The organism is Pantoea sp. X-Soil-TKNS-1211, assembly GCF_059730495.1.
On the sequence record NZ_AP035953.1, the window covers coordinates 1,612,122 to 1,633,232 of the forward strand.

24 protein-coding genes and 3 tRNA genes are annotated in these 21,111 nt (G+C 51.8%); 12 read left to right on the forward strand and 15 right to left on the reverse strand.

What is annotated here, in order from left to right; translation table 11 throughout:
• The first annotated feature begins 58 nt into the window (after window positions 1-58).
• Window positions 59-982, forward strand: a complete 924-nt coding sequence (locus tag AC6I8W_RS07630) for a DMT family transporter (RefSeq protein ID WP_497837626.1) — start codon at window positions 59-61, stop codon at window positions 980-982.
• Here the strand turns inward: AC6I8W_RS07630 and rutG are convergent.
• From rutG to rutA, 5 genes are read right to left on the reverse strand one after another with little or no spacing between them, the layout of a single operon-like run.
• Window positions 979-2,307, reverse strand: coding sequence for a pyrimidine utilization transport protein G (rutG, locus tag AC6I8W_RS07635; protein WP_497837627.1), 1,329 nt, complete (start codon window positions 2,305-2,307; stop codon window positions 979-981). The two genes, AC6I8W_RS07630 and rutG, sit on opposite strands and share 4 nt — an antisense overlap.
• A gap of 45 nt (window positions 2,308-2,352) precedes the next feature.
• Window positions 2,353-3,150, reverse strand: a complete 798-nt coding sequence (gene rutD, locus AC6I8W_RS07640) for a pyrimidine utilization protein D (protein ID WP_497837628.1) — start codon at window positions 3,148-3,150, stop codon at window positions 2,353-2,355.
• Window positions 3,150-3,545, reverse strand: coding sequence for a pyrimidine utilization protein C (rutC, locus tag AC6I8W_RS07645; RefSeq protein ID WP_013508575.1), 396 nt, complete (start codon window positions 3,543-3,545; stop codon window positions 3,150-3,152). The genes rutD and rutC overlap by 1 nt, the downstream gene beginning before the upstream one ends.
• A gap of 48 nt (window positions 3,546-3,593) precedes the next feature.
• Window positions 3,594-4,304: a pyrimidine utilization protein B gene (gene rutB / locus AC6I8W_RS07650; RefSeq protein ID WP_497837629.1), complete on the reverse strand. Its 711-nt coding sequence runs from the start codon at window positions 4,302-4,304 to the stop codon at window positions 3,594-3,596.
• Window positions 4,304-5,395 carry a pyrimidine utilization protein A gene (gene rutA, locus AC6I8W_RS07655; protein ID WP_497837630.1) on the reverse strand — a complete coding sequence of 364 codons (1,092 nt, stop codon included), beginning with the start codon at window positions 5,393-5,395 and terminating at the stop codon, window positions 4,304-4,306. The genes rutB and rutA overlap by 1 nt, the downstream gene beginning before the upstream one ends.
• Before the next feature lie 305 nt (window positions 5,396-5,700).
• Here rutA and rutR point away from each other — a divergent pair, with 305 nt between their 5' ends.
• Together rutR and AC6I8W_RS07665 are read left to right on the forward strand one after the other, a co-directional pair.
• Window positions 5,701-6,336, forward strand: a complete 636-nt coding sequence (gene rutR / locus AC6I8W_RS07660) for an HTH-type transcriptional regulator RutR (RefSeq protein ID WP_497837631.1) — start codon at window positions 5,701-5,703, stop codon at window positions 6,334-6,336.
• 12 nt (window positions 6,337-6,348) lie between these two features.
• A complete protein-coding gene (locus tag AC6I8W_RS07665; RefSeq protein WP_497837632.1) occupies window positions 6,349-7,323 on the forward strand; it encodes a metal-dependent hydrolase in 975 nt (324 codons plus the stop codon).
• A 41-nt stretch (window positions 7,324-7,364) separates the two neighbouring features.
• Here AC6I8W_RS07665 and cycA read toward each other — a convergent pair whose 3' ends face one another.
• Window positions 7,365-8,756 (reverse strand): D-serine/D-alanine/glycine transporter, encoded by a 1,392-nt coding sequence (cycA, locus tag AC6I8W_RS07670; RefSeq protein ID WP_497837633.1) that lies wholly within the window; start codon window positions 8,754-8,756, stop codon window positions 7,365-7,367.
• Window positions 8,757-9,041: 285 nt separating this feature from the next.
• Between cycA and AC6I8W_RS07675 the strand changes: the two genes are divergently transcribed.
• Window positions 9,042-9,740, forward strand: a complete 699-nt coding sequence (locus AC6I8W_RS07675; RefSeq protein WP_497837634.1) for an extensin-like domain-containing protein — start codon at window positions 9,042-9,044, stop codon at window positions 9,738-9,740.
• A 2-nt stretch (window positions 9,741-9,742) separates the two neighbouring features.
• Here AC6I8W_RS07675 and AC6I8W_RS07680 read toward each other — a convergent pair whose 3' ends face one another.
• Window positions 9,743-10,417: a DUF4396 domain-containing protein gene (locus tag AC6I8W_RS07680; RefSeq protein WP_497837635.1), complete on the reverse strand. Its 675-nt coding sequence runs from the start codon at window positions 10,415-10,417 to the stop codon at window positions 9,743-9,745.
• 562 nt (window positions 10,418-10,979) lie between these two features.
• Between AC6I8W_RS07680 and AC6I8W_RS07685 the strand changes: the two genes are divergently transcribed.
• Entirely contained in the window at window positions 10,980-11,702 is a 723-nt protein-coding gene (locus AC6I8W_RS07685) for an autoinducer binding domain-containing protein (protein ID WP_497837636.1), read from the forward strand.
• A 124-nt stretch (window positions 11,703-11,826) separates the two neighbouring features.
• Entirely contained in the window at window positions 11,827-12,438 is a 612-nt protein-coding gene (locus tag AC6I8W_RS07690) for an acyl-homoserine-lactone synthase (protein WP_497838129.1), read from the forward strand.
• Window positions 12,439-12,471: 33 nt separating this feature from the next.
• On the opposite strand, the gene AC6I8W_RS07695 is transcribed toward AC6I8W_RS07690, so the two are convergent.
• Window positions 12,472-12,696 (reverse strand): DUF2594 family protein, encoded by a 225-nt coding sequence (locus tag AC6I8W_RS07695; RefSeq protein ID WP_497837637.1) that lies wholly within the window; start codon window positions 12,694-12,696, stop codon window positions 12,472-12,474.
• 428 nt (window positions 12,697-13,124) lie between these two features.
• Here AC6I8W_RS07695 and uvrY point away from each other — a divergent pair, with 428 nt between their 5' ends.
• The 6 genes from uvrY to AC6I8W_RS07725 all read left to right on the forward strand — a co-directional run bounded on the left by uvrY (window position 13,125) and on the right by AC6I8W_RS07725 (window position 16,665).
• Window positions 13,125-13,784 (forward strand): UvrY/SirA/GacA family response regulator transcription factor, encoded by a 660-nt coding sequence (uvrY, locus tag AC6I8W_RS07700; RefSeq protein ID WP_013508586.1) that lies wholly within the window; start codon window positions 13,125-13,127, stop codon window positions 13,782-13,784.
• On the forward strand, window positions 13,777-15,609 hold the full coding sequence (uvrC, locus tag AC6I8W_RS07705; protein WP_497837638.1) for an excinuclease ABC subunit UvrC: 1,833 nt from the start codon (window positions 13,777-13,779) through the stop codon (window positions 15,607-15,609). The genes uvrY and uvrC overlap by 8 nt, the downstream gene beginning before the upstream one ends.
• A gap of 68 nt (window positions 15,610-15,677) precedes the next feature.
• The gene (pgsA, locus tag AC6I8W_RS07710) at window positions 15,678-16,226 is read left to right on the forward strand and encodes a CDP-diacylglycerol--glycerol-3-phosphate 3-phosphatidyltransferase (RefSeq protein ID WP_013508588.1); all 549 of its coding nucleotides are present in this window, start codon (window positions 15,678-15,680) and stop codon (window positions 16,224-16,226) included.
• A 147-nt stretch (window positions 16,227-16,373) separates the two neighbouring features.
• Window positions 16,374-16,449, forward strand: a tRNA-Gly gene (locus tag AC6I8W_RS07715).
• Between the two features lie 44 nt (window positions 16,450-16,493).
• A tRNA-Cys gene (locus AC6I8W_RS07720) sits at window positions 16,494-16,567 on the forward strand.
• Window positions 16,568-16,578: 11 nt separating this feature from the next.
• Window positions 16,579-16,665, forward strand: a tRNA-Leu gene (locus tag AC6I8W_RS07725).
• A gap of 124 nt (window positions 16,666-16,789) precedes the next feature.
• Here the strand turns inward: AC6I8W_RS07725 and AC6I8W_RS07730 are convergent.
• From AC6I8W_RS07730 to AC6I8W_RS07760, 7 genes are read right to left on the reverse strand one after another with little or no spacing between them, the layout of a single operon-like run.
• Window positions 16,790-17,803, reverse strand: a complete 1,014-nt coding sequence (locus tag AC6I8W_RS07730; protein WP_497837639.1) for a tyrosine-type recombinase/integrase — start codon at window positions 17,801-17,803, stop codon at window positions 16,790-16,792.
• Window positions 17,803-18,030, reverse strand: coding sequence for a DUF4224 domain-containing protein (locus AC6I8W_RS07735; protein ID WP_497837640.1), 228 nt, complete (start codon window positions 18,028-18,030; stop codon window positions 17,803-17,805). Before AC6I8W_RS07735 ends, AC6I8W_RS07730 begins: the two co-directional genes overlap by 1 nt.
• Before the next feature lie 4 nt (window positions 18,031-18,034).
• Entirely contained in the window at window positions 18,035-18,424 is a 390-nt protein-coding gene (locus AC6I8W_RS07740) for a hypothetical protein (protein ID WP_497837641.1), read from the reverse strand.
• Between the two features lie 10 nt (window positions 18,425-18,434).
• Window positions 18,435-18,698: a hypothetical protein gene (locus AC6I8W_RS07745; RefSeq protein ID WP_497837642.1), complete on the reverse strand. Its 264-nt coding sequence runs from the start codon at window positions 18,696-18,698 to the stop codon at window positions 18,435-18,437.
• Complete coding sequence (locus AC6I8W_RS07750) at window positions 18,679-19,680, reverse strand: phosphoadenosine phosphosulfate reductase domain-containing protein (RefSeq protein ID WP_497837643.1); 1,002 nt, start codon at window positions 19,678-19,680, stop codon at window positions 18,679-18,681. The genes AC6I8W_RS07745 and AC6I8W_RS07750 overlap by 20 nt, the downstream gene beginning before the upstream one ends.
• Window positions 19,677-20,408, reverse strand: a complete 732-nt coding sequence (locus tag AC6I8W_RS07755; protein ID WP_497837644.1) for a hypothetical protein — start codon at window positions 20,406-20,408, stop codon at window positions 19,677-19,679. Before AC6I8W_RS07755 ends, AC6I8W_RS07750 begins: the two co-directional genes overlap by 4 nt.
• The gene (locus tag AC6I8W_RS07760) at window positions 20,401-21,069 is read right to left on the reverse strand and encodes a hypothetical protein (protein ID WP_497837645.1); all 669 of its coding nucleotides are present in this window, start codon (window positions 21,067-21,069) and stop codon (window positions 20,401-20,403) included. The genes AC6I8W_RS07755 and AC6I8W_RS07760 overlap by 8 nt, the downstream gene beginning before the upstream one ends.
• Between the last annotated feature and the right edge of the window lie 42 nt (window positions 21,070-21,111).

The window sequence follows — 21,111 nt, forward strand, 5'->3', positions numbered from 1 at the left end:
CATTGCAATTCCTTCTGACTCTGCGAAAATGGCGCCCGAATCCTTATTGTGGTGCTTTATGTCTGTTGCAGCTTCTCGCCTTTTTCTGCGTCTGACGCGTCAGGAACTTGTCCTTATCTTCATTACTATGGTTTGGGGTGGCACCTTCCTGGTGGTGCACCGGGCGATGGCACACTCTGGCCCGTTTTTCTTCGTCGGCCTGCGGTTTGCTACGGCGGCGTTGCTGCTGGCTTTTTTCTTCCGTCGTTACCTCAGACACACCAGCTGGCTGGAGTGTAAAGCAGGCGCATTGATTGGTCTGGCGATTGCGGGCGGGTATGGGCTGCAAACCTGGGGCATGCAAACCATCTCCAGTAGCCAGTCTGCCTTTCTCACGGCGTTGTATGTGCCGGTGGTCCCGTTGTTGCAATGGCTGTTTTTACGCCGTCCACCGGGGTTGATGGCCTGGCTGGGTATCCTGCTGGCGTTTATCGGTTTGCTGCTGGTGGCCGGCCCACAGAATGGACAATTTGCGCTAAATGCCGGAGAAATGGCAACGTTACTCAGTACCCTGGCGATTGCTGCGGAGATTATCCTGATCAGCCGCTTTGCCGGGCGGGTTGATGTCCGTCGTGTCACCTTGATTCAGCTGGCGGTGGCTTCGGTCTGTGCCTTTATCTTTATGATCCCAAATGGCGAATCGCTGCCAACCTTCAGCATTCCACTGCTGTTGAGTGCGTTGGGCCTGGGAGCGGCGAGTGCATTGATTCAGGTCACCATGAACTGGGCGCAGCGCAGCGTTTCGCCGACGCGTGCCACGGTGATTTACGCTGGTGAACCGGTATGGGCAGGGGTAGTGGGGCGATTAGCGGGTGAACGTCTGCCAGCGGCAGCGCTGCTCGGCGGTGCGTTGATTGTTTGCGGCGTCATCGTCAGTGAGTTGCGTATCCGACGCAAAAAAGCGGTGCCAGAATCGACACCGCAGGAGCTACAGGAACCTTAACTGTTTTGCCGTGCCGTTTGGTTTTCACCCATACTGGAACCGCGACGGCGCAGGATGGCGTTAAGAATGATGGCGCCAAAGGTGGCGGTGCCGATACCGCCGAGGGTAAAGCTACCAATCTTCAGCGCGAAATCCCCAGCCCCCAGCACCAGCGTGGTTGCGACCATAATCAGGTTGCTGTTCTGGCTGAAATCCACATGGTTTTGCACCCAGATGCGTGCGCCAGCCACCGCGATCAAACCAAACACCACAATCGACGCTCCGCCAATCACCGGACCAGGAATGGTGTGAATCAGCGCACCAAATTTCGGTGAGAAGCCCAGCACCAGTGCAATCAGCGCTGCCGCGACAAACGCCAGCGTTGAGTAGACTTTGGTGACCGCCATCACGCCGATATTTTCCGCATAGGTGGTGACTCCGCTACCGCCGATCGATCCGGAGAGCATGGTGGCGAGGCCGTCACCGACAAAAGCGCGCCCCATCCAGGGATCGAGATTACGCCCGGTCATACCGGCCACGGCTTTGATATGCCCGAGGTTTTCCGCCACCAGAATGATCGCTACTGGCGCGATCATCACTATGGCCTGCATATCGAACACCGGTGCGGTAGTCTGCGGCATACCAAACCAGGCGGCATTGGCCACAGCACTGAAATCGACCGGTTTGCCGAATCCCAGACCATTGGTGAGCAGGGCGTAGATCGCCCAGGCGACAATCAGCCCGACCAGAATCAGTAAGCGTTGCACCATGCCACGGGTAAACACCGCCACCAGGCCGATGCACAGCACCGTCATCACCGCCATCCAGCTGTCGAACATGGATGACGATACGCTGTGCACCGCAATCGGTGCGAGGTTAAGGCCGATAGCCATCACCACCGCCCCCGTGACGACCGGCGGCATCAGCCGTTCAATCCAGCCGGTGCCCGCCTTCATCACCACAAAACCAATCAGCGTATACAATGCACCACAGGCGATTACGCCACCGAGTGCCAGCGCCAGGTTGGGGTTAAGTCCCTGGCCGTTGAAACCGGTGATGGCGATAATCACACCCACAAAGGCGGCGCTGGAACCAAGATAGCTTGGTACGCGTCCGCCGGTGACCACAAAGAACAGCAGGGTGCCGATACCGGAGACCAGAATGGCCAGGTTGGGGTCCAGTCCCATCAACAACGGCATCAACACCGTTGCACCAAACATTGCCACAGCATGCTGAAGACCCAGAATTAACGTCTGCCCGAGCGGCAACGTTTCGTCCGGTGCAATCAACCCATTTTCAGTTAAGGCTGACTTTTTCTGCCAGCGGGGAAACCAGGAACTCGCCATCGTCTTCTCCAGAGTGTCTGTGGAACCGGACCGCGCAGGGCGGCATTAGCGGGCTTCCTGCCTCGCATGGCTACGCGTCAGCCATTGCAACAACAACGCATTGAAGTTTTCCGCATCGGTTACGCTCATGGCATGCCCACCCCAGGCCATTTCAATCAGGCTGGCATTGGGCAAGGCGGCGGCCAATTCGGGTGAGCAGCTCCACGGCACCAGCAGATCATCCTGGCTGTAGATAGCCAGCACCGGCTGGGTGATTTTGGCTGCATGGGGGCGAAAATCGGCGCTTTTCAGTGCATGCAGGCGGCGTAGCAGGTTTTCCATGCCCTGAAAATGTTGCACATGATGCGTATCTTCCTTCTCCAGGCGAGCCTGGTTGCGCGCCATCCATTCTGCCGGATAGAGAAACAACGGCTGGGCGCGCACAAAGGCCTCCACGCCGACATTCAGCAGCAGATCCTGACGAACCTGGAAGCAGCGGCGAGTGTGGGCATTCAGCGACAGCCAGCCGTTAATCACCACCACGCGTCCCACGCGCTGCGGATAATCGAGCGCCAGTTGCAGGCCAATCAAACCGCCGAGCGCGTGGCCGACAAGGTCAAAACGTTCGATACCCTGCTGCTCCAGCGCATCAGCCAGCTCGGTTGCCATCATCTCCATGCTGTAGCCTTCCGGCAGGGTATCGGCGCTGCGACCGGTGCCGCGTTGATCGTAGGTGACAACCCGATAATGCTGGCCTAACGCGGCCAGTTGCGGCTGCCAGAAACCGGCAACGCCACCGAGGCCAGAAGAGAGCACCAGTGTTGGGGCATCTTCTGTCTGCAATCCCTGAATTTCCAGATGCATCACGCCTCCTGTTTACCGATATGCGCCACGGTAGCGATCTCGACCAGCGCGTCAGGTTTCACCAGCCCGCATTGAATGCAGTAGCGTGCTGGTTTATCGCCGGGGAAATATTCGGCATACACCTGATTAATCGCGGCGTAGTTGCTCCAGTCGGTGAGGAAAATCGAGTTGAAGGTGACGTCATCCATGGTACCGCCAGCAGTTTCAATCACCTTTTTGATGGTCTCCAGCACGTGGCGAGCCTGGGCAGCAGCATCACCGACATGGACGACATTATTTTGCGCATCAAACGGCAGCGTGCCGGAAACATATACCACGCCATCGGCGAGGGTGCCGGGTACAAACGGGGCAATTGGCGTGGTGGTTCCGGGGGGAATAATGACACTTTTAGGCATGGCGAAGTCTTCCTTATCATTGTTTTTGCAGATGAAATGCGTGTGGCATCAGGCTTTTAACGTTTCACAGAAGGTCGCGGTATCGCTAACCCAACCGAAGAATGTTTCGATGTTAAAGATGGCGGCTTGCTGAGCGAATGGCGGGCCAGCCTGATAAGTGGCGTCTTCCAACACCACGCCAAAATATTCAAGAAAGAAGCCATCACGCAGCGTCGACTCCACGCAAACGTTGGTGGCGATGCCGGTGAACACCAGATGGCGAATGCCGCGACTGCGTAGCATGCTGTCGAGCGGTGTGTTGAAAAAGCCGCTGTAGCGCGGTTTAGGCAACACGATATCGCCGGGTTGTGGCACCAATTCATCCACCAGCGCATAATCCCAGCCACCTTTCGCCAGCAACGTCCCCTGCAACTCCGGGCGTTTACGCATGGTTTTTAACGCATTGGATTTGTGAAAGTTGGGTGAACCGGCATCGCCCGCTTCGACGTATTGATTGTCCCAGCCATTCTGGAACCAGATGATCTGGATGCCCGCCGTGCGTGCTGCGGTGACTGCCTGGTGAATTTTGGCAATCACCGGTTTGGTGGCAGAGACATCAAAACCCGCCAGATCGAGATAGCCGCCCTCGGTGGCGTAGGCGTTCTGCATATCCACCACAATCAACGCGCTTTGTGCAGGCGGGAAGGCGATGGCTTCCGGGCGGGCAGGCAGGGTGACCTGCGGTAAGGTCGAGGTATGGGCGCAAACAACGGCATTCATCAGGCAACCTCCTTCTGCGATTCAATCAAAGCATGACGGCACTGCATTAGCGGCTGAATAAATTGACCAAACTCCTCGATCCCTTGCAGGAAATCGTCAAAGGTCAACAGCACACCCTGAGTTCCTTCGACCTCAGCAACTTCATCCAACATTCGTGCCACGTTGGCATAAGAACCCACCAGCGTGCCCATATTGATATTGACGGCGGAAGTGGGATCGGCCATCTGGCGCACGTTGGTATCGCTACCGGACTTGGTGTCCTGCTGGCTTTGCGTAGTCAGCCAGGCCAGCGCTTCTTCATCGGCACCCGCTTTGTAGTGCTCCCATTTAGTGCGTGCGGCTTCATCGGTTTCCGCCGCAATGATCATAAACAGCACGTAGGAACCGACTTCACGGCCCGCCTTGTCAGCGGCTTGTTTCATGCGTGCGGCGGTCGGGGAAAAGGCGGTTGGGGTGTTGACACCCTTACCGAAGCAGAAATTGTAATCGGCGTGCTGGGCTGAAAATGCCATACCGGCATCGCTCTGTCCGGCGCAAATCACCTTCATCGGTTTCTGTGGTTGCGGGCTGAGGCGGCAGTCGTTCATGGTGAAAAATTCACCTTTAAAATCGCTTCGACCGTTGCCCCACAGGTCGCGCAAAACGGTGACGTATTCGGTGAGGTATTGATAACGGCTGGCGAAGTAGTCATCACCCGGCCACAAGCCCATCTGCTCATACTCCGGCTTCTGCCAGCCGGTCACCAAATTAACGCCAAAACGGCCATTGGAGATGGAGTCGATGGTCGATGCCATGCGTGCGACAATCGCCGGTGGCAGCGTCAGCGTGGCGGCAGTGGCGTAGATCTCAATTCGCGAAGTGACCGCAGCCAGCCCGGCCATCAGGGTGAAGGATTCGAGGTTATGGTCCCAGAATTCGGTTTTACCGCCGAAACCGCGCAGTTTGATCATCGACAGCGCGAAGTCGAAATGGTAATGCTCCGCTTTCTGCACAATCGCTTTATTCAGCTCAAAAGTCGGCTTGTATTGGGGGGCATGGGTGGAGATTAACCAGCCATTGTTGCCAATCGGGATAAAGACGCCAATTTTCATGTGAAACCTCTCAGCAAAGAACGGGTTTGTCTCACGCGCTGCGCTGCGTCCTGCTCGCTCCCTGCTGGCGGCGCTCGTTCACAAAATTGCAAAGCCTGTGCCACATTTTTAAATGCCATAGATAACAATGTGTTAAAAATAATGTTTGAGATAAGTTGGATTGCTCGGTCCGTTTTGGACCATATGGTCAAAACAAATTGCACATTTTTCATGCGTCAGTGGTCAAAAAAGGTGCAGGGCCGGCATTAGGCAGGAGCGGGGGCCTTTGTTATGATGCGTTTACGCAGGATGGATGAGGTAACAGTGTGAAAAGCGATGAAAAAAAGCCAACACGGCGGTCGCGGGCGGTCGCGGCAAAACGGGCGGCAATACTTGAAGCGGCGCTGACCTTCTTTTCGCAATACGGTATTCATGGCACCAGCCTCGATAAAGTGGCCGAGCGCGCTGATGTGTCAAAAACCAATCTGCTTTATTACTATCCCTCAAAAGAAGCCCTGTATATTGCGGTTCTGAAGGAGATTCTGGACGTCTGGCTGGCTCCGCTGCGCGCACTGCGTCACGATCAGGAGCCACTGACCGCCATCCGACGTTATATCCGCCTGAAGCTGGAAGTCTCTCGCGACCATCCCCAGGCGTCGCGTCTGTTTTGTCTGGAGATGTTGCAGGGTGCACCTTTGCTGAAGGGGGAACTGGCAGGCGATCTTAAGATGCTGGTGGATGAAAAGGCGGCGATCATTGAACAGTGGATCGATGAAGGTCGGCTGGCCGGTGTGCGACCGCAGCATCTGTTTTTTCTGTTATGGGCGACTACTCAGCATTACGCTGATTTCGCTTCACAGGTTGAGGCGATCACCGGGCAGACGCTGAATGATCCCACGTTCTTTGAGCAGACCGTTGATAATGTGCAACGCATGATCATTGAAGGTATCCGCGTGCGTTAAACAGGAGACTGCATGGATTCGCTTTCACAACTGGCGCTAGGCGCATCGGTCACCGTCGCGGTGATGGGCAAACGGGTGCCGATCTGGCAGTCCGTGCTGGTGGGGGCGGTAGCCGGAACCCTGCCAGACCTTGATGTATTTATCGATCATGGTGATGCGATCCGTAACATGACGCTGCATCGCACGGAAAGCCATGCGCTACTGTGGCTGACCCTGGTTGCCCCGTTGCTGGGCTGGCTTATTGCTGGCGTATTGCGGCAGCGTCAACACTGGCGAAGCTGGTGGCTGGCTATTTGGTTGGCGTTAATTACCCACCCGTTACTCGATTTAATGACGGTCTACGGCACCCAACTGGGTTTACCGCTCACCGATTTTCCCTATGCCATCGGCAGTATCTACATCATTGACCCACTGTTTACCTTGCCGTTGCTGGTTGCCCTTGGTGTTGCGTTATGGCGACGTGATACGCGGGGACTGCGCTGGAATCAGGCAGGTTTACTGGTCAGTAGCCTGTATCTCGGCTGGAGCATGGTGGCGCAGAGTATCGCCACCCAGCATATTGGTCAGGAACTGGCGCGCCAGGCAGTACAACCACAGCAGCTGCTGGTGACACCCACCGCGTTCAACACGCTGGTGTGGCGCACGGTGATCATGACGCCGGAACGCTACGGTGAGGCCTGGTGGTCGCTGTTATCACCAGAACGGCCATTGGCGATCCGCTGGTACGATCGTCAGAGCGCGTTGTTTACCCCTTTTAAAGGCCAGTGGTTGGCCGAACGCGTCGCCTGGTTTAGCCACGGTTTTTATGCCATGCGTCAGCAGGGGAATGATACTCTGATTGCTGATTTACGTATGGGGGAAGAACCGAATTATACCTTCACCTTCAATCTTGGCGCGCCGGATGCGCCAAATGCCGCGCCATGGCGGGTGCCGTCGCTGAGACCCTCGCTGGCGGAGGCATGGAAGAAGTTACGGGAAAGATTATAAATAACAAGGCCCGGTCATCGGGCCTTGTTATTTCAGGGATATCAGGCTTTACGACGACGCAGCAGCCAGCCCATGGTCAGGAGGGCAAACCACAACGGCGTAACCATCAGCGCCTGGCGGGTATCTTCCTGTAGGGTCAGCAGCACCAGCACGAAGGCGAAGAACGCCATACACACCCAGCACATCAACTTGCCCAGTGGCATTTTAAATGCGGATTCAGCGTGACGTTGTGGATGCTGTTTACGGTACGCCAGATAGCTACACAGGATAATGGTCCAGACAAACATAAACAGAATCGCCGACACCGTGGTCACCAGCGTGAACACTGTCATCACATCCGGGATGAGATAAATCAGCGCCACGCCACCCAGCAGGCACAGGCATGAAAAGAACAGGCCGGTGGTAGGAACGGCGCGAGCTGACAGGCGTCCAAATGCTTTATGCGCCACCCCCTGTTCTGCCAGTCCGAACAGCATGCGGCTGGTGGAGAAAATGCCACTGTTAGCGGAGGAAGCGGCAGAGGTCAATACTACAAAATTGACGATGCTGGCGGCAGCCGGCAAGCCAATCATCACAAACATCTCTACAAACGGACTGCGATCGGCCAGTACCTGGTTCCACGGTGTTACCGCCATGATGACCATCAGCGCCAGCACGTAAAACATAATCACGCGCAATGGAATGGCATTGATGGCGCGCGGCAGCACCTTATGGGGATCATGCGTCTCAGCCGCCGCCGTACCAACCAGTTCAATGCCGACAAAGGCGAAAACGGCAATCTGGAAACCCGCGAAAAAGCCGCTCAGTCCTTTCGGGAACATGCCGCCATGATCCCAGATGTTGCTCAGTGAGGCGGTGCCACCACCCGGTGATGGGTAGTGCATGGCGACCAGCACCACGCCGGTGATGATCAACGCGACGATAGCGACAATTTTGATAATCGCAAACCAGAACTCCATCTCACCGAACAGTTTTACGGTGGCGATATTCAACGTCAGGAACACGCAGATGCAAAGCAGGGCGCTCATCCAGATCGAAAAATCCGGGAACCAGAGCTGGAAATAGGCGCTGATCGCCACCACATCAGCGATGCCCGTGACCACCCAGCAGAACCAGTAGGTCCAGCCGGTGAAATATCCAGCCCAGGGACCCAGCAGGTCAGCCGCAAAATCACTGAAGGATTTGTATTCCAGATTGGAGAGCAGCAGCTCACCCATCGCGCGCATAACAAAGAACAACATAAAACCGATGATCATATAGACGAAAATGATCGAAGGGCCGGCCAGGCTGATGGTTTTACCGGACCCCATAAACAGCCCTGTGCCGATGGCTCCGCCAATAGCAATCAGCTGAATATGACGATTGTGCAGATTTCGTTGTAGTTTGTCTGGCTGCTCAGCGTTGAGCAGCGCCTCTTTGGATTGGTCAACCATAAAGATTTCTTTCCTGTCTTGATGTCGTGTCAGCTCTGCTGGCTGTTAGATAACGTGCAGTTGCACGGTGCAAGATGGCATAAGATAGTGGAATAGCGGTAACTTTCGGTAATTGTTTTTTAACAACTGTGACCTTTTAGCTGCTTTGCTCCGTCAGTAAATATTTACACGGAACAATCTTTCGTCAGGGTGGGTAAAAAGTGAACGATTTCAGAGCGTATCTGCTGCTCTCCTCGCCAATAGCAACTACCTTTGTATATCCCCGACCATCAAAACCGAGGTGTTGTGCGCATATTGCTACTGATTCTCTTACTGGCGGTTGCTGGCTGGTGGAGTTTGCCATGGTTGCAGCAACATCTGCCGCCTGCCTGGAATCCCTTTACCCCGCTGGCGGTGACCGATCCACCCGGTTGGCTGACGCGTTATAAAATCAAACGGCTGGCAGATGATCCCGCCGCCTGCCTGGATGTGATGCGCAGGGCGCAGCAGAGTGGCAAGGTGCAGTTTACTGAGGTGCCTGCGCTACAAGGGGCATGTCCGGTGGAACAACCACTGCGTATTAGCAGTTTTGGTGCGGTGACGCTCAGCAGCAGTTTCCTGGCCAGCTGTTCTCTGGCGGTGGTCAGTACGATGTACGTTTTGCAAAGCCAGGTTCAGTTACAACAGGCGGGTATCCATAGCCCCTTACAACGCATCGCGCATGTCGGCAGTTATGCCTGTCGCAATATTTATCATCGAGAGGAAGGACGTCTCAGCGAACATGCGACGGCAAATGCCTGGGATATTACCGGATATCAGTTGGCGAGCGGACGTTGGTTACGGGTGGGGACGAACTGGCAACAACCCAGCGATGCAGCGACAGCTCTACATGCGCTATGGCAGAATGGTTGCGCCAATTTTGGCAATGCGCTTGGCCCGGATTATAACGCCGCACATGCCAACCATTTTCATTTTGGCATGCGCGGCAGCGGCTATTGTCGCTGAGTTTATACCGCAGGATTTAGTCCACGCTTGATCAGAAAATGATTCGCTGGCCATGAGAAAAGAAAGCCAATCATCATGGCGAGCTGGAGCATAAACCAGAAACCGACCAGTAGCGGATTGATTTGCTGATTTAGCACAAATTTTAGCGCCAACCCCATAAAGAGAAAGATACCCAATTGGTAAATCAGCAGAGGAAAGGTTTCGGTTTTCAATGCTAATAATAACGCACGGCCAAATGAACGTTTTTCACGTTGCCGAATTGCCAGGAATTGAAAAAATAACCCCATCAATAACGAAATCCCAACGCAAATAATTGCTTCCATCCATAATGCCGGAGTAATCGCGAACTGATTTAGTAAGGTGATTATCGGTATTGTCATTATATCGCCAAATATACAGGCGGCGGCTGATAATGAAGTAGAAATAAAGATGGTTTGCCAGCCAGCGTTACGATGTAATTTTTGCGGAACCAGCAGGGAAAGTTTAACCTGACGGGAAGGTTTTCTTCCCAGATACCACCAGGCCAGCCAGCCAACGAAAGGCATATATAGTCCGGTTAATGGCCAGATGATATTCATCACCGCAACCGGGTGAGGATGGCGGAAGAGGTCTTTTAAAATCATCAGGGCAGTACAGCCGCCCAGAACAAGGAAAGGTAATGCCACCTGGTTCAACATAGTCAGTCCCGCTTAGCTTCTCGAATACGCGCGACAATGCGCTCTGCCTGGCTGCGGCATTGTCTTCCCCTGCAAATCACCGTTGCGTGTTACGCCGCTCATAGCTAAGAGTAGCCGGAAACGTGCGTGACGGGAATCACTGTGAAGGGTGAAAAAGCGACCATATGGCAGAAATAAAGAGGATTAAGAATAAGGTAATTGAAAAATGTGGCATAAAATAACCGGGAGTTTAAGGTTAAAACACTGTAAACAATCGATTTCAGTTAATGACGATGCTCAATGTTTATCACAGTATTGACAATTTTAAATGAATGAGGCGATTGAAATAACATCAGAAAAATCCTATTCTAATCGTCTGTCACTTTAAAAATTGTGATGGTGTTAACAAACACACGAAGCTCAATCCATCCCTTGGTGGTAATGCATTGACAACTGGATGTTTATGATTGCTACGAGTGGCTTGGATCTTTCAATCAATATTTTTTCTCTAGTTAATTTAATTTTTTGTGTTAACCGGACCGAATAACAAGGCGCGAGAGCGTTGCAAGACGCTGAGGCAATAATGACGACCGATAATTATTTCGTCTGGCGAGGCGAGACCGAAATTCAATTTCAGGCGGTGACTGCCGTACTGCAATTGAAAGCGCTTTTACAGAAGCACGTTGAAATCTTGGGTTTTGATTACTTTGCTTTTCTGATCCAGCATCCGGTGCCCTTTACCCGGCCGCGAATTTTTTTGTTCAGCACTTACCCGGAAAACTGGGTTAAACACTACGAAAGTGAGAACTTTTATGCTGTTGATCCCGTGCTGCTACTTTGCCAGCGGCCAGGACATGGTGTGGAGTGGACACGCGATCTTTTTACCGGAGCGGGCAATTTATGGGCAGAAGCGAATGCTTATGGCCTGATGAGTGGATTTTCATGCTCGGCAATGGCATCAAATCGTGCCATTGGTATATTATCTATTGCATCTAAGCAACAGAGTAAGACCCAGCATTTACGTGTTGAGCTGGAAGTAAAACTACACTTTCTGGCGGAACTGAGCTTGCGTGTTCTGGATCGCCTTAACGATAACGCCATGGTGGTTTTGTCTAATGATTTCAGCCAGAGAGAGCTGGAAATTTTGAAATGGACGGCAGAGGGGAAAACTTCTGCGGAAATTTCACTTATTTTAGCGATTTCAGAACACACGGTGAACTTCCACCAAAAGAATATGCAAAAGCGTTTTAATGTTTCCAATAAAACGCAAATTGCCTGTTATGCCGCAGCAATTGGACTGATATAGCAAAAAGGGAACGACTAACTTTAGTCGGTCCCTGCCTGAAGTCAGTTGTCAACCCTGCGCCGGAACTTTGCCAGGCTGGCGCACATAAAAATCATTGCAAACATGGGGATGTCAGGGGCGCATGATGAAAATAATTCAAACCCAGTTAAAGGATATGCCGTCCTCTCTGCTGGCCGAATTGGGAACCTATCGCTACAGCGTGTTTGCGCGCGGTGAAGGCTGGTCAATTCCACCCCGATTGAGCACCCCAGGTCAGGAATATGATCGCTTTGATCGTTCTGATGTGACCTGGATTATTGCCTGGAATGCACGGCAGGGCATCTGTGGTTGCGCGCGTCTGATGCCGTGGCAGGAACCAGAAATGACGGAAGGGGTAATATTGCCTTTCAGCCATGAAAAAGTCTGGGAGATGTCGCGCTTTTCTGCCCGACTGGAACAGGATGCAGAATTGCCGCTTAACATCCTCTGGCATTCTGTACAGTTCGCGGAGTTAAGTGGGATAGAATTTCTTATCAGTTCCGCCACGCCGATGCTGGAAAAGATGTTTGAACAACATCAGGTAATCTATGAGCCGTTATCGCCAGGATTGATTCAGTCTGAGGATAATCTGTTTGCCATTCGCATCCCGGTTCAGCAACCGGTACTGGCGGAAAAGTACCGCGGAACGCGTCGGTTTAGCCCCGAGGAGGTTTTGCCGTCATTGGGGGTTTCCGTTAACTGGCAAGCGCACAGTTAAATCTCCCCGCGTGTGCGGCGCGGGGCAGGCCGCTTACTGACGGTAGGCGGTTTTGATTTGACGAATGGTGTTGCTGAACACTTCCGCCTGCGGTTTGTCCCCTAACGTTTGCACATAACGTTCCATATTGATGATCACTTTCCCGGCATCCGCCTGACCCATACCTTTCAGAATCAGTGTCACCATCATTTTCAGACAGGCGACTTCATCTGCCAGCTTTTGAGTTTCCTGCGAAGTTGCAAAGTCTTCATCACTCATAATTGACTCCCTGGTTATGTTGCATGGTCTTGACACATTCTTCCTGTGTACGAAAAACAGAGTATATCATAGGGTTGTCAAAAGAATTTATTAGCGCTGAAATCAGAAATTCATGCCAGAAATGGAATGAGAAATTGCTGTATTTATCGTCAATAAATAATGACGGGAACGATTATTTATTTTAAGCATGATACGATAAAAGCGAAGCACTGCATAAATTATAACTTAATGATATTAATCATTATTTTACTATTTTATTCTTGCGTGATATCTAGGGTGACTTAAAATGTGTGGTCCTTAACCTCTATTTGATGTGGTTCATTTACGTCAGGATTTATCTGCATGGACGATGTTTTTTCCCCGGAAAACCCGGTAAGATAAGCCTCCTGAAATATATTCCCCATCACTAACTTGCGGAGTACGTCCCGTTGATCAGCTTGCTTCTTGTTGATGACCATGAACTGGTACGCGTTGGCATTCGTCGCATACTGGAAGATATGAAGGGATTGGTAATTGCCGGGGAAGTGGCTTGTGGTGAGGATGCGGTAAAGTGGTGCCGCAACAATCCGGTGGACGTCGTGCTGATGGATATGAACATGCCTGGCATTGGCGGTCTTGAAGCTACGCGTAAAATCATGCGTTACAACCCGGATATTCGCATCATCATGCTGACTATTCATACGGAAAATCCGCTACCCGCGAAGGTCATGCAGGCTGGTGCTGCGGGTTACCTCAGTAAAGGAGCCGCGCCGCAGGAAGTGGTTAGTGCCATCCGCTCAGTGCACGCGGGGCAGCGATATATCGCTTCTGATATCGCTCAGCAGATGGCGCTCAGCCAGATTGAGCCACAAAAAGCCGAATCTCCGTTTAGCTGTTTGTCGGAAAGGGAATTGCAGATTATGCTGATGATCACGCGCGGGCAGAAAGTGACGGAGATTTCCGAACAGCTTAGCCTCAGCCCGAAAACCGTTAACAGCTACCGTTATCGTATGTTCAGTAAGTTGAACATCAGTGGCGATGTGGAGTTAACGCATCTGGCCATACGACATGGCCTGTTTAATGCGGAGCCGTTAATCAGTAGTGAGTGACGTTTTCAACTCTAAAGCCTTTCTCAGCACCGTGACCAGTCAGCCCGGCGTCTATCGTATGTATGACGCGACAGGCACGGTGATCTATGTTGGTAAAGCCAAAGACCTCAAAAAGCGCCTTAGCAGCTATTTTCGCTCGCAGGTGGGGAGTCGCAAAACCGAGGCGCTGGTCAGCAACATTCAGCAAATCGATGTCACTGTGACCCACACCGAGACGGAAGCGCTGCTGCTGGAACATAACTACATCAAGCTGTATCAGCCGCGTTACAACGTTCTGCTGCGTGATGACAAATCTTATCCCTATATCTTTCTGAGTGGCGATAGCCACCCACGGTTGGCAATGCATCGTGGGGCTAAACATGCCAAAGGCGAATACTTTGGCCCGTTTCCCAACGGTTATGCCGTGCGTGAAACCCTGGCGTTGTTGCAGAAGGTTTTCCCGATTCGCCAGTGTGAAAACAGCGTGTATCGCAATCGTTCGCGGCCGTGCCTGCAATATCAGATTGGCCGGTGTCTTGGACCCTGTGTCGCTGGTTTAGTCAGTGAAGAGGAATATGCCCAGCAAACCGACTATGTGCGGCTGTTTTTGGCGGGTAAAGACGATCAGGTGCTGAATCAACTGGTAAAAAGGATGGAGGCTGCCAGCCAGGCGTTACGTTTTGAAGACGCTGCGCGCTTACGCGATCAAATTCTGGCGGTACGTCGCATCACGGAAAAACAGTTTGTTTCCAATCAGGGGGATGATCTGGATGTGATGGGCGTGGCATACGATGCGGGAATGGCTTGCCTGCACGTCTTGTTTATTCGCCAGGGCAAAGTCCTGGGAAGCCGTAGTTACTTTCCCAAAGTCCCGGCAGATACTGAACTGGCAGAAGTGGTGCAAACGTTCCTTGGTCAGTTCTATTTGCAGGGCAGTGAGGCGCGCACCTTACCGGCCGATATTTTGCTGGATTTCAGCCTGCCAGAGCGCGAATTACTGGCGGAATCGCTCAGTGAATTGGCAGGGCGTAAAGTGAGTATCCAAAGCAAGCCTCGTGGTGATCGCGCCCGTTATCTTAAGCTAGCGCGTACCAATGCGGCGACCGCGCTGACGACGCGCTTATCGCAGCATTCAACGATTCAGCAGCGTCTGGCGGCACTGGCGGGGTTCCTTGAACTGGAGCAGATCAATCGAATGGAGTGCTTCGACATCAGCCACACCATGGGCGAGCAAACCATTGCTTCCTGCGTGGTGTTCGATCGCAATGGTCCGTTACGCAGCGATTATCGACGCTACAATATCGAAGGCATTACGCCGGGTGATGATTACGCAGCGATGAATCAGGTGTTACGTCGGCGCTATGGTAAAGCGCTGGAAGAAGAAAAAATACCTGATGTGATTCTGATTGATGGCGGTAAAGGGCAACTGGCGCAGGCGAAGCAGGTGTTTGCCGAGTTGGATGTGCCCTGGGATAAAGATCGTCCGATTCTGCTCGGTGTGGCGAAAGGCAGCGATCGTAAAGCGGGGTTAGAAACGCTGTTTTTCGAGGCGGAAGGAGAGGGGACATCATTACCGCCAGACTCACCTGCGCTGCATGTGATTCAACATATTCGTGATGATGCTCACAATCATGCGATCTCAGGTCATCGTAAAAAACGAGCCAAAGTTAAGAACACCAGTGCCCTTGAAAGCATCGAAGGCGTCGGACCAAAACGACGTCAACAGCTGCTTAAGTACATGGGGGGCCTACAGCCTTTGATGAATGCCAGTGTCGAAGAGATTGCCAGAGTACCGGGTATTTCTTTCTCGCTGGCAGAAAAAATCTACTATTCCCTTAAACACTAACATTGAAACGGGGGGGGCAATGTAGGAACATACGTTAAATTCTACCCATACCAGACAGTTACTGGCATATGCAATTTAACATTCCGACATGTCTTACCCTGTTTCGAGTCGTCCTGATTCCTTTCTTTGTGCTGGCGTTTTATCTGCCATTCCACTGGGCGCCTTTTGTTACCGCGTTGATTTTTGTGGTAGCCGCAGTCACTGACTGGTTTGATGGCTTTCTGGCGCGTCGTTGGAAGCAAACCACGCGTTTTGGTGCGTTCCTTGATCCGGTGGCGGATAAAGTGATGGTGGCGATCGCGTTGGTGCTGGTCGCGGAGTATTTCCACTCCTGGTGGATCACTTTGCCTGCCGCTACCATGATCGCCCGTGAGATTATTATTTCTGCTTTGCGGGAGTGGATGGCGGAAATTGGCAAACGCAGCAGTGTGGCAGTCTCCTGGATTGGCAAAGTCAAAACCACTGCACAGATGCTGTCGCTGGTGGCTCTGCTGTGGCGTCATGATGCTACGGTTGTTGGCGTTGGCGTGGTTGCGTTATACATCGCGGCTGTGCTGACTTTCTGGTCGATGTACCAATATTTGAACGCCGCGCGTGGCGATTTGTTCGAACGGTGATCGATGCGATTTAAAAAGCAGCAAACGGACGCGCTGTGTGGATAATTTTATTGACTCATTGCGCCAGTTCAGTAGAATGCATCGCATCGAACGGCAGCGTGCTTGCTAAAAGCTGAATGAAATCAGCAAGTTCGATAATAATATAATGCGGGAATAGCTCAGTTGGTAGAGCACGACCTTGCCAAGGTCGGGGTCGCGAGTTCGAGTCTCGTTTCCCGCTCCAGATTTAGCACTCTGTTCAGTAACGGAATGCACATCAGATTGAAAGGCGCGTTGGCAGAGTGGCCATGCAGCGGATTGCAAATCCGTCCACCTCGGTTCGACTCCGGGACGCGCCTCCACTTTACACCCTGCCCGGGTGGTGAAATCGGTAGACACAAGGGATTTAAAATCCCTCGATCGTAAGGTCGTGCGGGTTCAAGTCCCGCCCCGGGCACCATATTTATCTTCCGATAAAAACCGAATAAAATCAAAGCAATAAGCAGTGATGTCGTGACCGCCCAAGGGCGGTTTTTTGTTTCTCTATCTCGCCTTCCTAATATCCCTTCCTAATATTCGTTGTTCTATTTTTGACCGCCGACCACAGGCACAACTGCAATCTTGCGATTGTAGCGAGCAGTTTGCTCAACATTTTTATGCCCCGATATCGCCTGCTTCTCATATAAATTCCCATCCAAATCCGAAATGCCCTTAGCCTTCAGATCGTGGAAAGTGAAATCGAAGGTCATCTCTGGAAATTTCTCTTTTGCTTCCTTCTTCGCTTTCAGCCATCGGCTGTTAAAGCCATCACGGGTATATTTCGCACCTGATGGCTGGTGGATCACATAAATGCTACTCATCCCGGTTTTTAACGGCAGGCATGAAGCATCTCTGATAATTTTTTCAAGGCGCGGAGACCAGCCCTTAATCTGAGACACTGAAGTTTTGCTTTGCTTGATCAATATCCCTTCGTCAATCAATTGGCTTTTCTTCATTTCGAGAACATCACCCTGGCGAGCACAGCACAGATAAGCCAACTCCATAGCAATCTGAACAACGTCAGGCGCAACACTAAACAGTGCGGAATATTCAGCATCTGTTACATAACGATCACGGGCCTTCTCTTTGAACTGTTTTACACCCTTCGTAGGGTTGCGCTTAACTATGCCGCGCTCGTATCCCCAACGATAAATACGAGACATGAAAGCCTTTTCCCTGTTAGCCTGGGTGCGACTTTTCAGGCCGCGCTTATCCATGTATTTACGGATATGCTCCGGCTTAACCGCATCAGAGGGCATTGCACCGAATACGGCTAAAACACTTTTAGAATATTTTCTGTAATCCTTCTGTGTCTCTGGTGCCAGCTCAAAGAAATCGGCTGACTTGAAGAAACGATCAGCGAGAGCAGCGACAAGGCTGTCATCTGGCAATTCGTTCAAAAGTGCTTCGTATGCTGCCCATACCTGAGATTGGGGAGCATCAAAACTGCAAAGCCTGATTGCACCGCCATTCTTCGGGTGAAACTCAAACGCAGACTTGCCCCGGTAAACACGGGGCGGCATCCAACTGTCTTCTTTATTTTTTCTGGTCCGGGCCATTAGTCGAGTGCCCCAAAATTAGGTTCGAATGCATCCGGCATCACTGTCTTACGGTGAGTGATGGGATCGTTGAAATGTTGCCAGGTTGTGCGTGGACGTCCATCACGGCGAACCACGAAGAAAACCCCGGCTTGCTTGAGGCACTGACATTGTTTAGACGGGATTTTGTACCCGGTGATTTGTTCAATGTCAGCATCAGAAATTATATCGTTGGTTTGCATATTCATCTCTTCATGCCCTTCCTGCTGCAACAGGAGAATTAATTACCGTGATATGTCGCAGTGTGATTTTTAATTTCGTCTCATGCCAGCCACGATGAAGCCAGCACGCACTCTCATCAAAAAGAAAACACTCTTTAACCGGCAGTGAATCTCCGCACTTACCACACTTACGTTTACTGATGGATTTAATCAGGCCGCGCGCCCGTGCATCATCCTGGCGAATCAGCAGCGCGATATACTCATTCGCTTCATAAGGTTCGCGTCCTGGCCTGCGGGTGGCGCAATTACGCGCCAGCATTTCGAGTTCCTGATTATCGAGCACAAGCTCAAGTTTTTTATCACCGGCAGCGGCCTGACGTGCTCGCTGTTCCTTTTTGCGTTCTGCGGGTGACTTAGCCATTGTCCACCCCTTATTCACAAAGGCCGTAGCGTGATGCGCAAACGCCGGTATCTATGCTGGCTTTAACAAGGTCGTAAACTTTCCCGCCGCGCCCCGTTTTTGACCATTCGACCACGTCATTAACTGATGGAGCGCCCATTCCGCCCCGTGTACCATAAAATGCAGACCAGTCGATGTTCTGCACTTCAGGCGTAAGGCCGTAGAGTTGAACGGCGCGCCCAAGTGGAAGTGAGTATTTGCGCATCCATGACTGATCAAACGTTCCAACACTCATCCAGTGCACCCAACGACTCACGAGGCGAACTTTTTGTTCCCCACTCTCTATGCTTCTCAATGTGATGTGGGTATCGCGCCGCAGTCTGTGCAATCTCTTCTTTATTGCATAGCACACAGTTCATGCACCCAACCCGAGCTGCACCCTCCAGATAAAGAGGATTCGGTTTGACGCCAAAATATTTATGTAGCGCGAACACATCAGAAGCAGTCCATTTGTGAATGGGTAAAAAGTTATACAGGAAGCTGCTATCACGGCGGTCAGCTTCAAAGCGTGGATATGATGCCCGTTTGCTTGATTCATCCCCTCGAACACCTGACCACTGCACAACAACTTCGCCTTCTTCAAGTAGTGGATTAATAGCCTGGTCAAAAGCGGCATTAATTTTTAACTCATCGGTGCAGAATCGATCGCGCATCATTGGGAACTTCCCATGCAACAGCGCAGCATCAAGAAAACTATTACCGCTTGGCTTCAATACTGAAAGGGCGGCATTGAGAGGGGTATCAAACTCAACAGCCCAGCGCCTTGCTGACTTACGCCATGCTTCGGCAAACTTAGTATCAGCGGCTGCAAGTGATGGCATCACTACCCCGCGATAGGCACCCATGCGTATAGCCTGTCGCTTAGGCCAATTCTTCTGGATTGATGCACGCCGCTTTGCAAAGTCGTCTTCGGTGTAGATGCGTTTCACTAACTGAACTGTGCGACATCCGATCTGCTTGTGGATGTTTTTCGCATACTCAATCGTGTATTCATGCTCGTTATCGGTGTCAGCCATGACATTACGAACTTTATCACCGAAGAGATGGTTAGCTATTGCCAGCGTTGCTGTGGAGTCCTTGCCGCCTGAATAGTTGACCACGATGATGTGATCGGACGGTATGCGGAACTTATCCACGTAACCTGCATAAGAGGCTTCAATTTCCCGAATCATCGCGGAGGCATCTGTAGGAATAATCAGAGCTGGTGCCTCGATCATTTCACACCCTCCACGCGCTTAAACTCAATAACCCACACCCACGGGTTAGCCTGCCAGCTTTCCTCTCCGTAGATGGATTCCCACAAGACCTCGAATTTCTCTCTTGCTGATGCGCCGCCGCTGCCAATGCAGCCATCTAAGCCTGTCCACGGCTTTATGTCTTTCAATCCTTCAGCAGAAGCATCAGCATTGGAGATATCCTGCAACCGCTCCACACGAACGCCGGTAATCTCCAGCGTTATGCGGGAAGCCCAGCGCGGCATGTGGATAGATGGCCGCCAGTTACCCTCTGTGTCATTAATCAGGTCTGAGTACCACACCGCAAATTCATACTTGGCTACTCGTGGATCGTCGTAATTAAATGCGCCGTCTTCATCTAGGAACGATTCATCATCCATCGGCGAATAAACATCATTATCAGCGCGGTATGCTACAGCCGGGATGCCTTCAAGGTTCACATCGGCCCACGTCTCACTCACCCACAGGCGATCACCAACTTCACCAAATGGGCATGAAAAAAGCTTTGAGCGGATGTGATGACCGGTAGCATTCGATTCAGACCAGTAGTATTTGCCGATATCGCTGCGTTTAGTTGAAGCCTTGACGCGAGACAGCCCAAGCTGGTTTGATTCCGGCTGCACCTTCATAATCTGGCGTGTCTGCGTCTTGCTGCCGTTCAGAGCTGCACGAACCATTTCGGCGTTAAAGATGATTGGACGTTCACGCATGTTTACCTGCCTTAATGCGCTTTGTAGTCCATGACACAGAATGCTCAGCTGTTAACGAGAAAGAATTTCCGCATTCATCACACTCGTGAGCCTTACAGTCAGCGTCATAACTTTCATCTGTGCAAATTGCTGCACTGCACCAAGGGCACTTAGCTTCATCATCGAGCCGGAAATCACTTTCATCATAATATTCGTCAGGGACAATTCTTGCCAAAGCTGCTGACCGCTTTTCAGCTTCTTGAGCTTCGTGGCACGCATGACAAGTCCATCCCCAAACATCATTTTTGTCACGCGACCCCCAAACTGCACCACCATGATCCCATTCGTTACGTGGCGGAATTTCAGTCGCATAGGCGCGTTTTACTCCACAGCCCTGGCAACGGTTATGCTCATCGCAAACAACGTACGACATTTTCTCGCCGTTCTGATTGCAATGGGTGCAGCCATTCACCCACATCCATTTGCCATTTATCTCAAGGGCATAGTGGTGTCTTTCATTTGGTTCAATAGAAAAATCACACGGCTGGATTTCTTTACCACCCCGAACGATTCGAGGCCCGAACTGCTGAACGCTGCCATTACGGGTGCGCTCAATTCCTGGTGTGAGGCGGAAATCGATAATTGGCCCTATGATGATTTCACCTTTAACCGTTCTTTCCATCACTCACCATCCTTAGCGGTATATGAAAAAGTGTCATCGTTA

What these genes read in the sequence shown, in the direction of transcription:
- AC6I8W_RS07630 (WP_497837626.1), top strand. Translation starts at nt 59, where the DNA reads ATGTCTGTTGCAGCTTCTCGCCTTTTTCTGCGTCTGACGCGTCAGGAA.
- rutA (WP_497837630.1), bottom strand. Translation starts at nt 5,395, where the DNA reads ATGAAAATTGGCGTCTTTATCCCGATTGGCAACAATGGCTGGTTAATC.
- rutD (WP_497837628.1), bottom strand. Translation starts at nt 3,150, where the DNA reads ATGCATCTGGAAATTCAGGGATTGCAGACAGAAGATGCCCCAACACTG.
- AC6I8W_RS07750 (WP_497837643.1), bottom strand. Translation starts at nt 19,680, where the DNA reads ATGATCGAGGCACCAGCTCTGATTATTCCTACAGATGCCTCCGCGATG.
- AC6I8W_RS07680 (WP_497837635.1), bottom strand. Translation starts at nt 10,417, where the DNA reads ATGTTGAACCAGGTGGCATTACCTTTCCTTGTTCTGGGCGGCTGTACT.
- AC6I8W_RS07730 (WP_497837639.1), bottom strand. Translation starts at nt 17,803, where the DNA reads ATGGCCCGGACCAGAAAAAATAAAGAAGACAGTTGGATGCCGCCCCGT.
- rutG (WP_497837627.1), bottom strand. Translation starts at nt 2,307, where the DNA reads ATGGCGAGTTCCTGGTTTCCCCGCTGGCAGAAAAAGTCAGCCTTAACT.
- rutC (WP_013508575.1), bottom strand. Translation starts at nt 3,545, where the DNA reads ATGCCTAAAAGTGTCATTATTCCCCCCGGAACCACCACGCCAATTGCC.
- AC6I8W_RS07740 (WP_497837641.1), bottom strand. Translation starts at nt 18,424, where the DNA reads ATGGCTAAGTCACCCGCAGAACGCAAAAAGGAACAGCGAGCACGTCAG.
- AC6I8W_RS07760 (WP_497837645.1), bottom strand. Translation starts at nt 21,069, where the DNA reads ATGGAAAGAACGGTTAAAGGTGAAATCATCATAGGGCCAATTATCGAT.
- cycA (WP_497837633.1), bottom strand. Translation starts at nt 8,756, where the DNA reads ATGGTTGACCAATCCAAAGAGGCGCTGCTCAACGCTGAGCAGCCAGAC.
- AC6I8W_RS07755 (WP_497837644.1), bottom strand. Translation starts at nt 20,408, where the DNA reads ATGCGTGAACGTCCAATCATCTTTAACGCCGAAATGGTTCGTGCAGCT.
- AC6I8W_RS07690 (WP_497838129.1), top strand. Translation starts at nt 11,827, where the DNA reads ATGAAAATAATTCAAACCCAGTTAAAGGATATGCCGTCCTCTCTGCTG.
- AC6I8W_RS07745 (WP_497837642.1), bottom strand. Translation starts at nt 18,698, where the DNA reads ATGAGTGTTGGAACGTTTGATCAGTCATGGATGCGCAAATACTCACTT.
- rutB (WP_497837629.1), bottom strand. Translation starts at nt 4,304, where the DNA reads ATGAATGCCGTTGTTTGCGCCCATACCTCGACCTTACCGCAGGTCACC.
- pgsA (WP_013508588.1), top strand. Translation starts at nt 15,678, where the DNA reads ATGCAATTTAACATTCCGACATGTCTTACCCTGTTTCGAGTCGTCCTG.
- AC6I8W_RS07695 (WP_497837637.1), bottom strand. Translation starts at nt 12,696, where the DNA reads ATGAGTGATGAAGACTTTGCAACTTCGCAGGAAACTCAAAAGCTGGCA.
- AC6I8W_RS07665 (WP_497837632.1), top strand. Translation starts at nt 6,349, where the DNA reads ATGGATTCGCTTTCACAACTGGCGCTAGGCGCATCGGTCACCGTCGCG.
- AC6I8W_RS07685 (WP_497837636.1), top strand. Translation starts at nt 10,980, where the DNA reads ATGACGACCGATAATTATTTCGTCTGGCGAGGCGAGACCGAAATTCAA.
- AC6I8W_RS07735 (WP_497837640.1), bottom strand. Translation starts at nt 18,030, where the DNA reads ATGAATATGCAAACCAACGATATAATTTCTGATGCTGACATTGAACAA.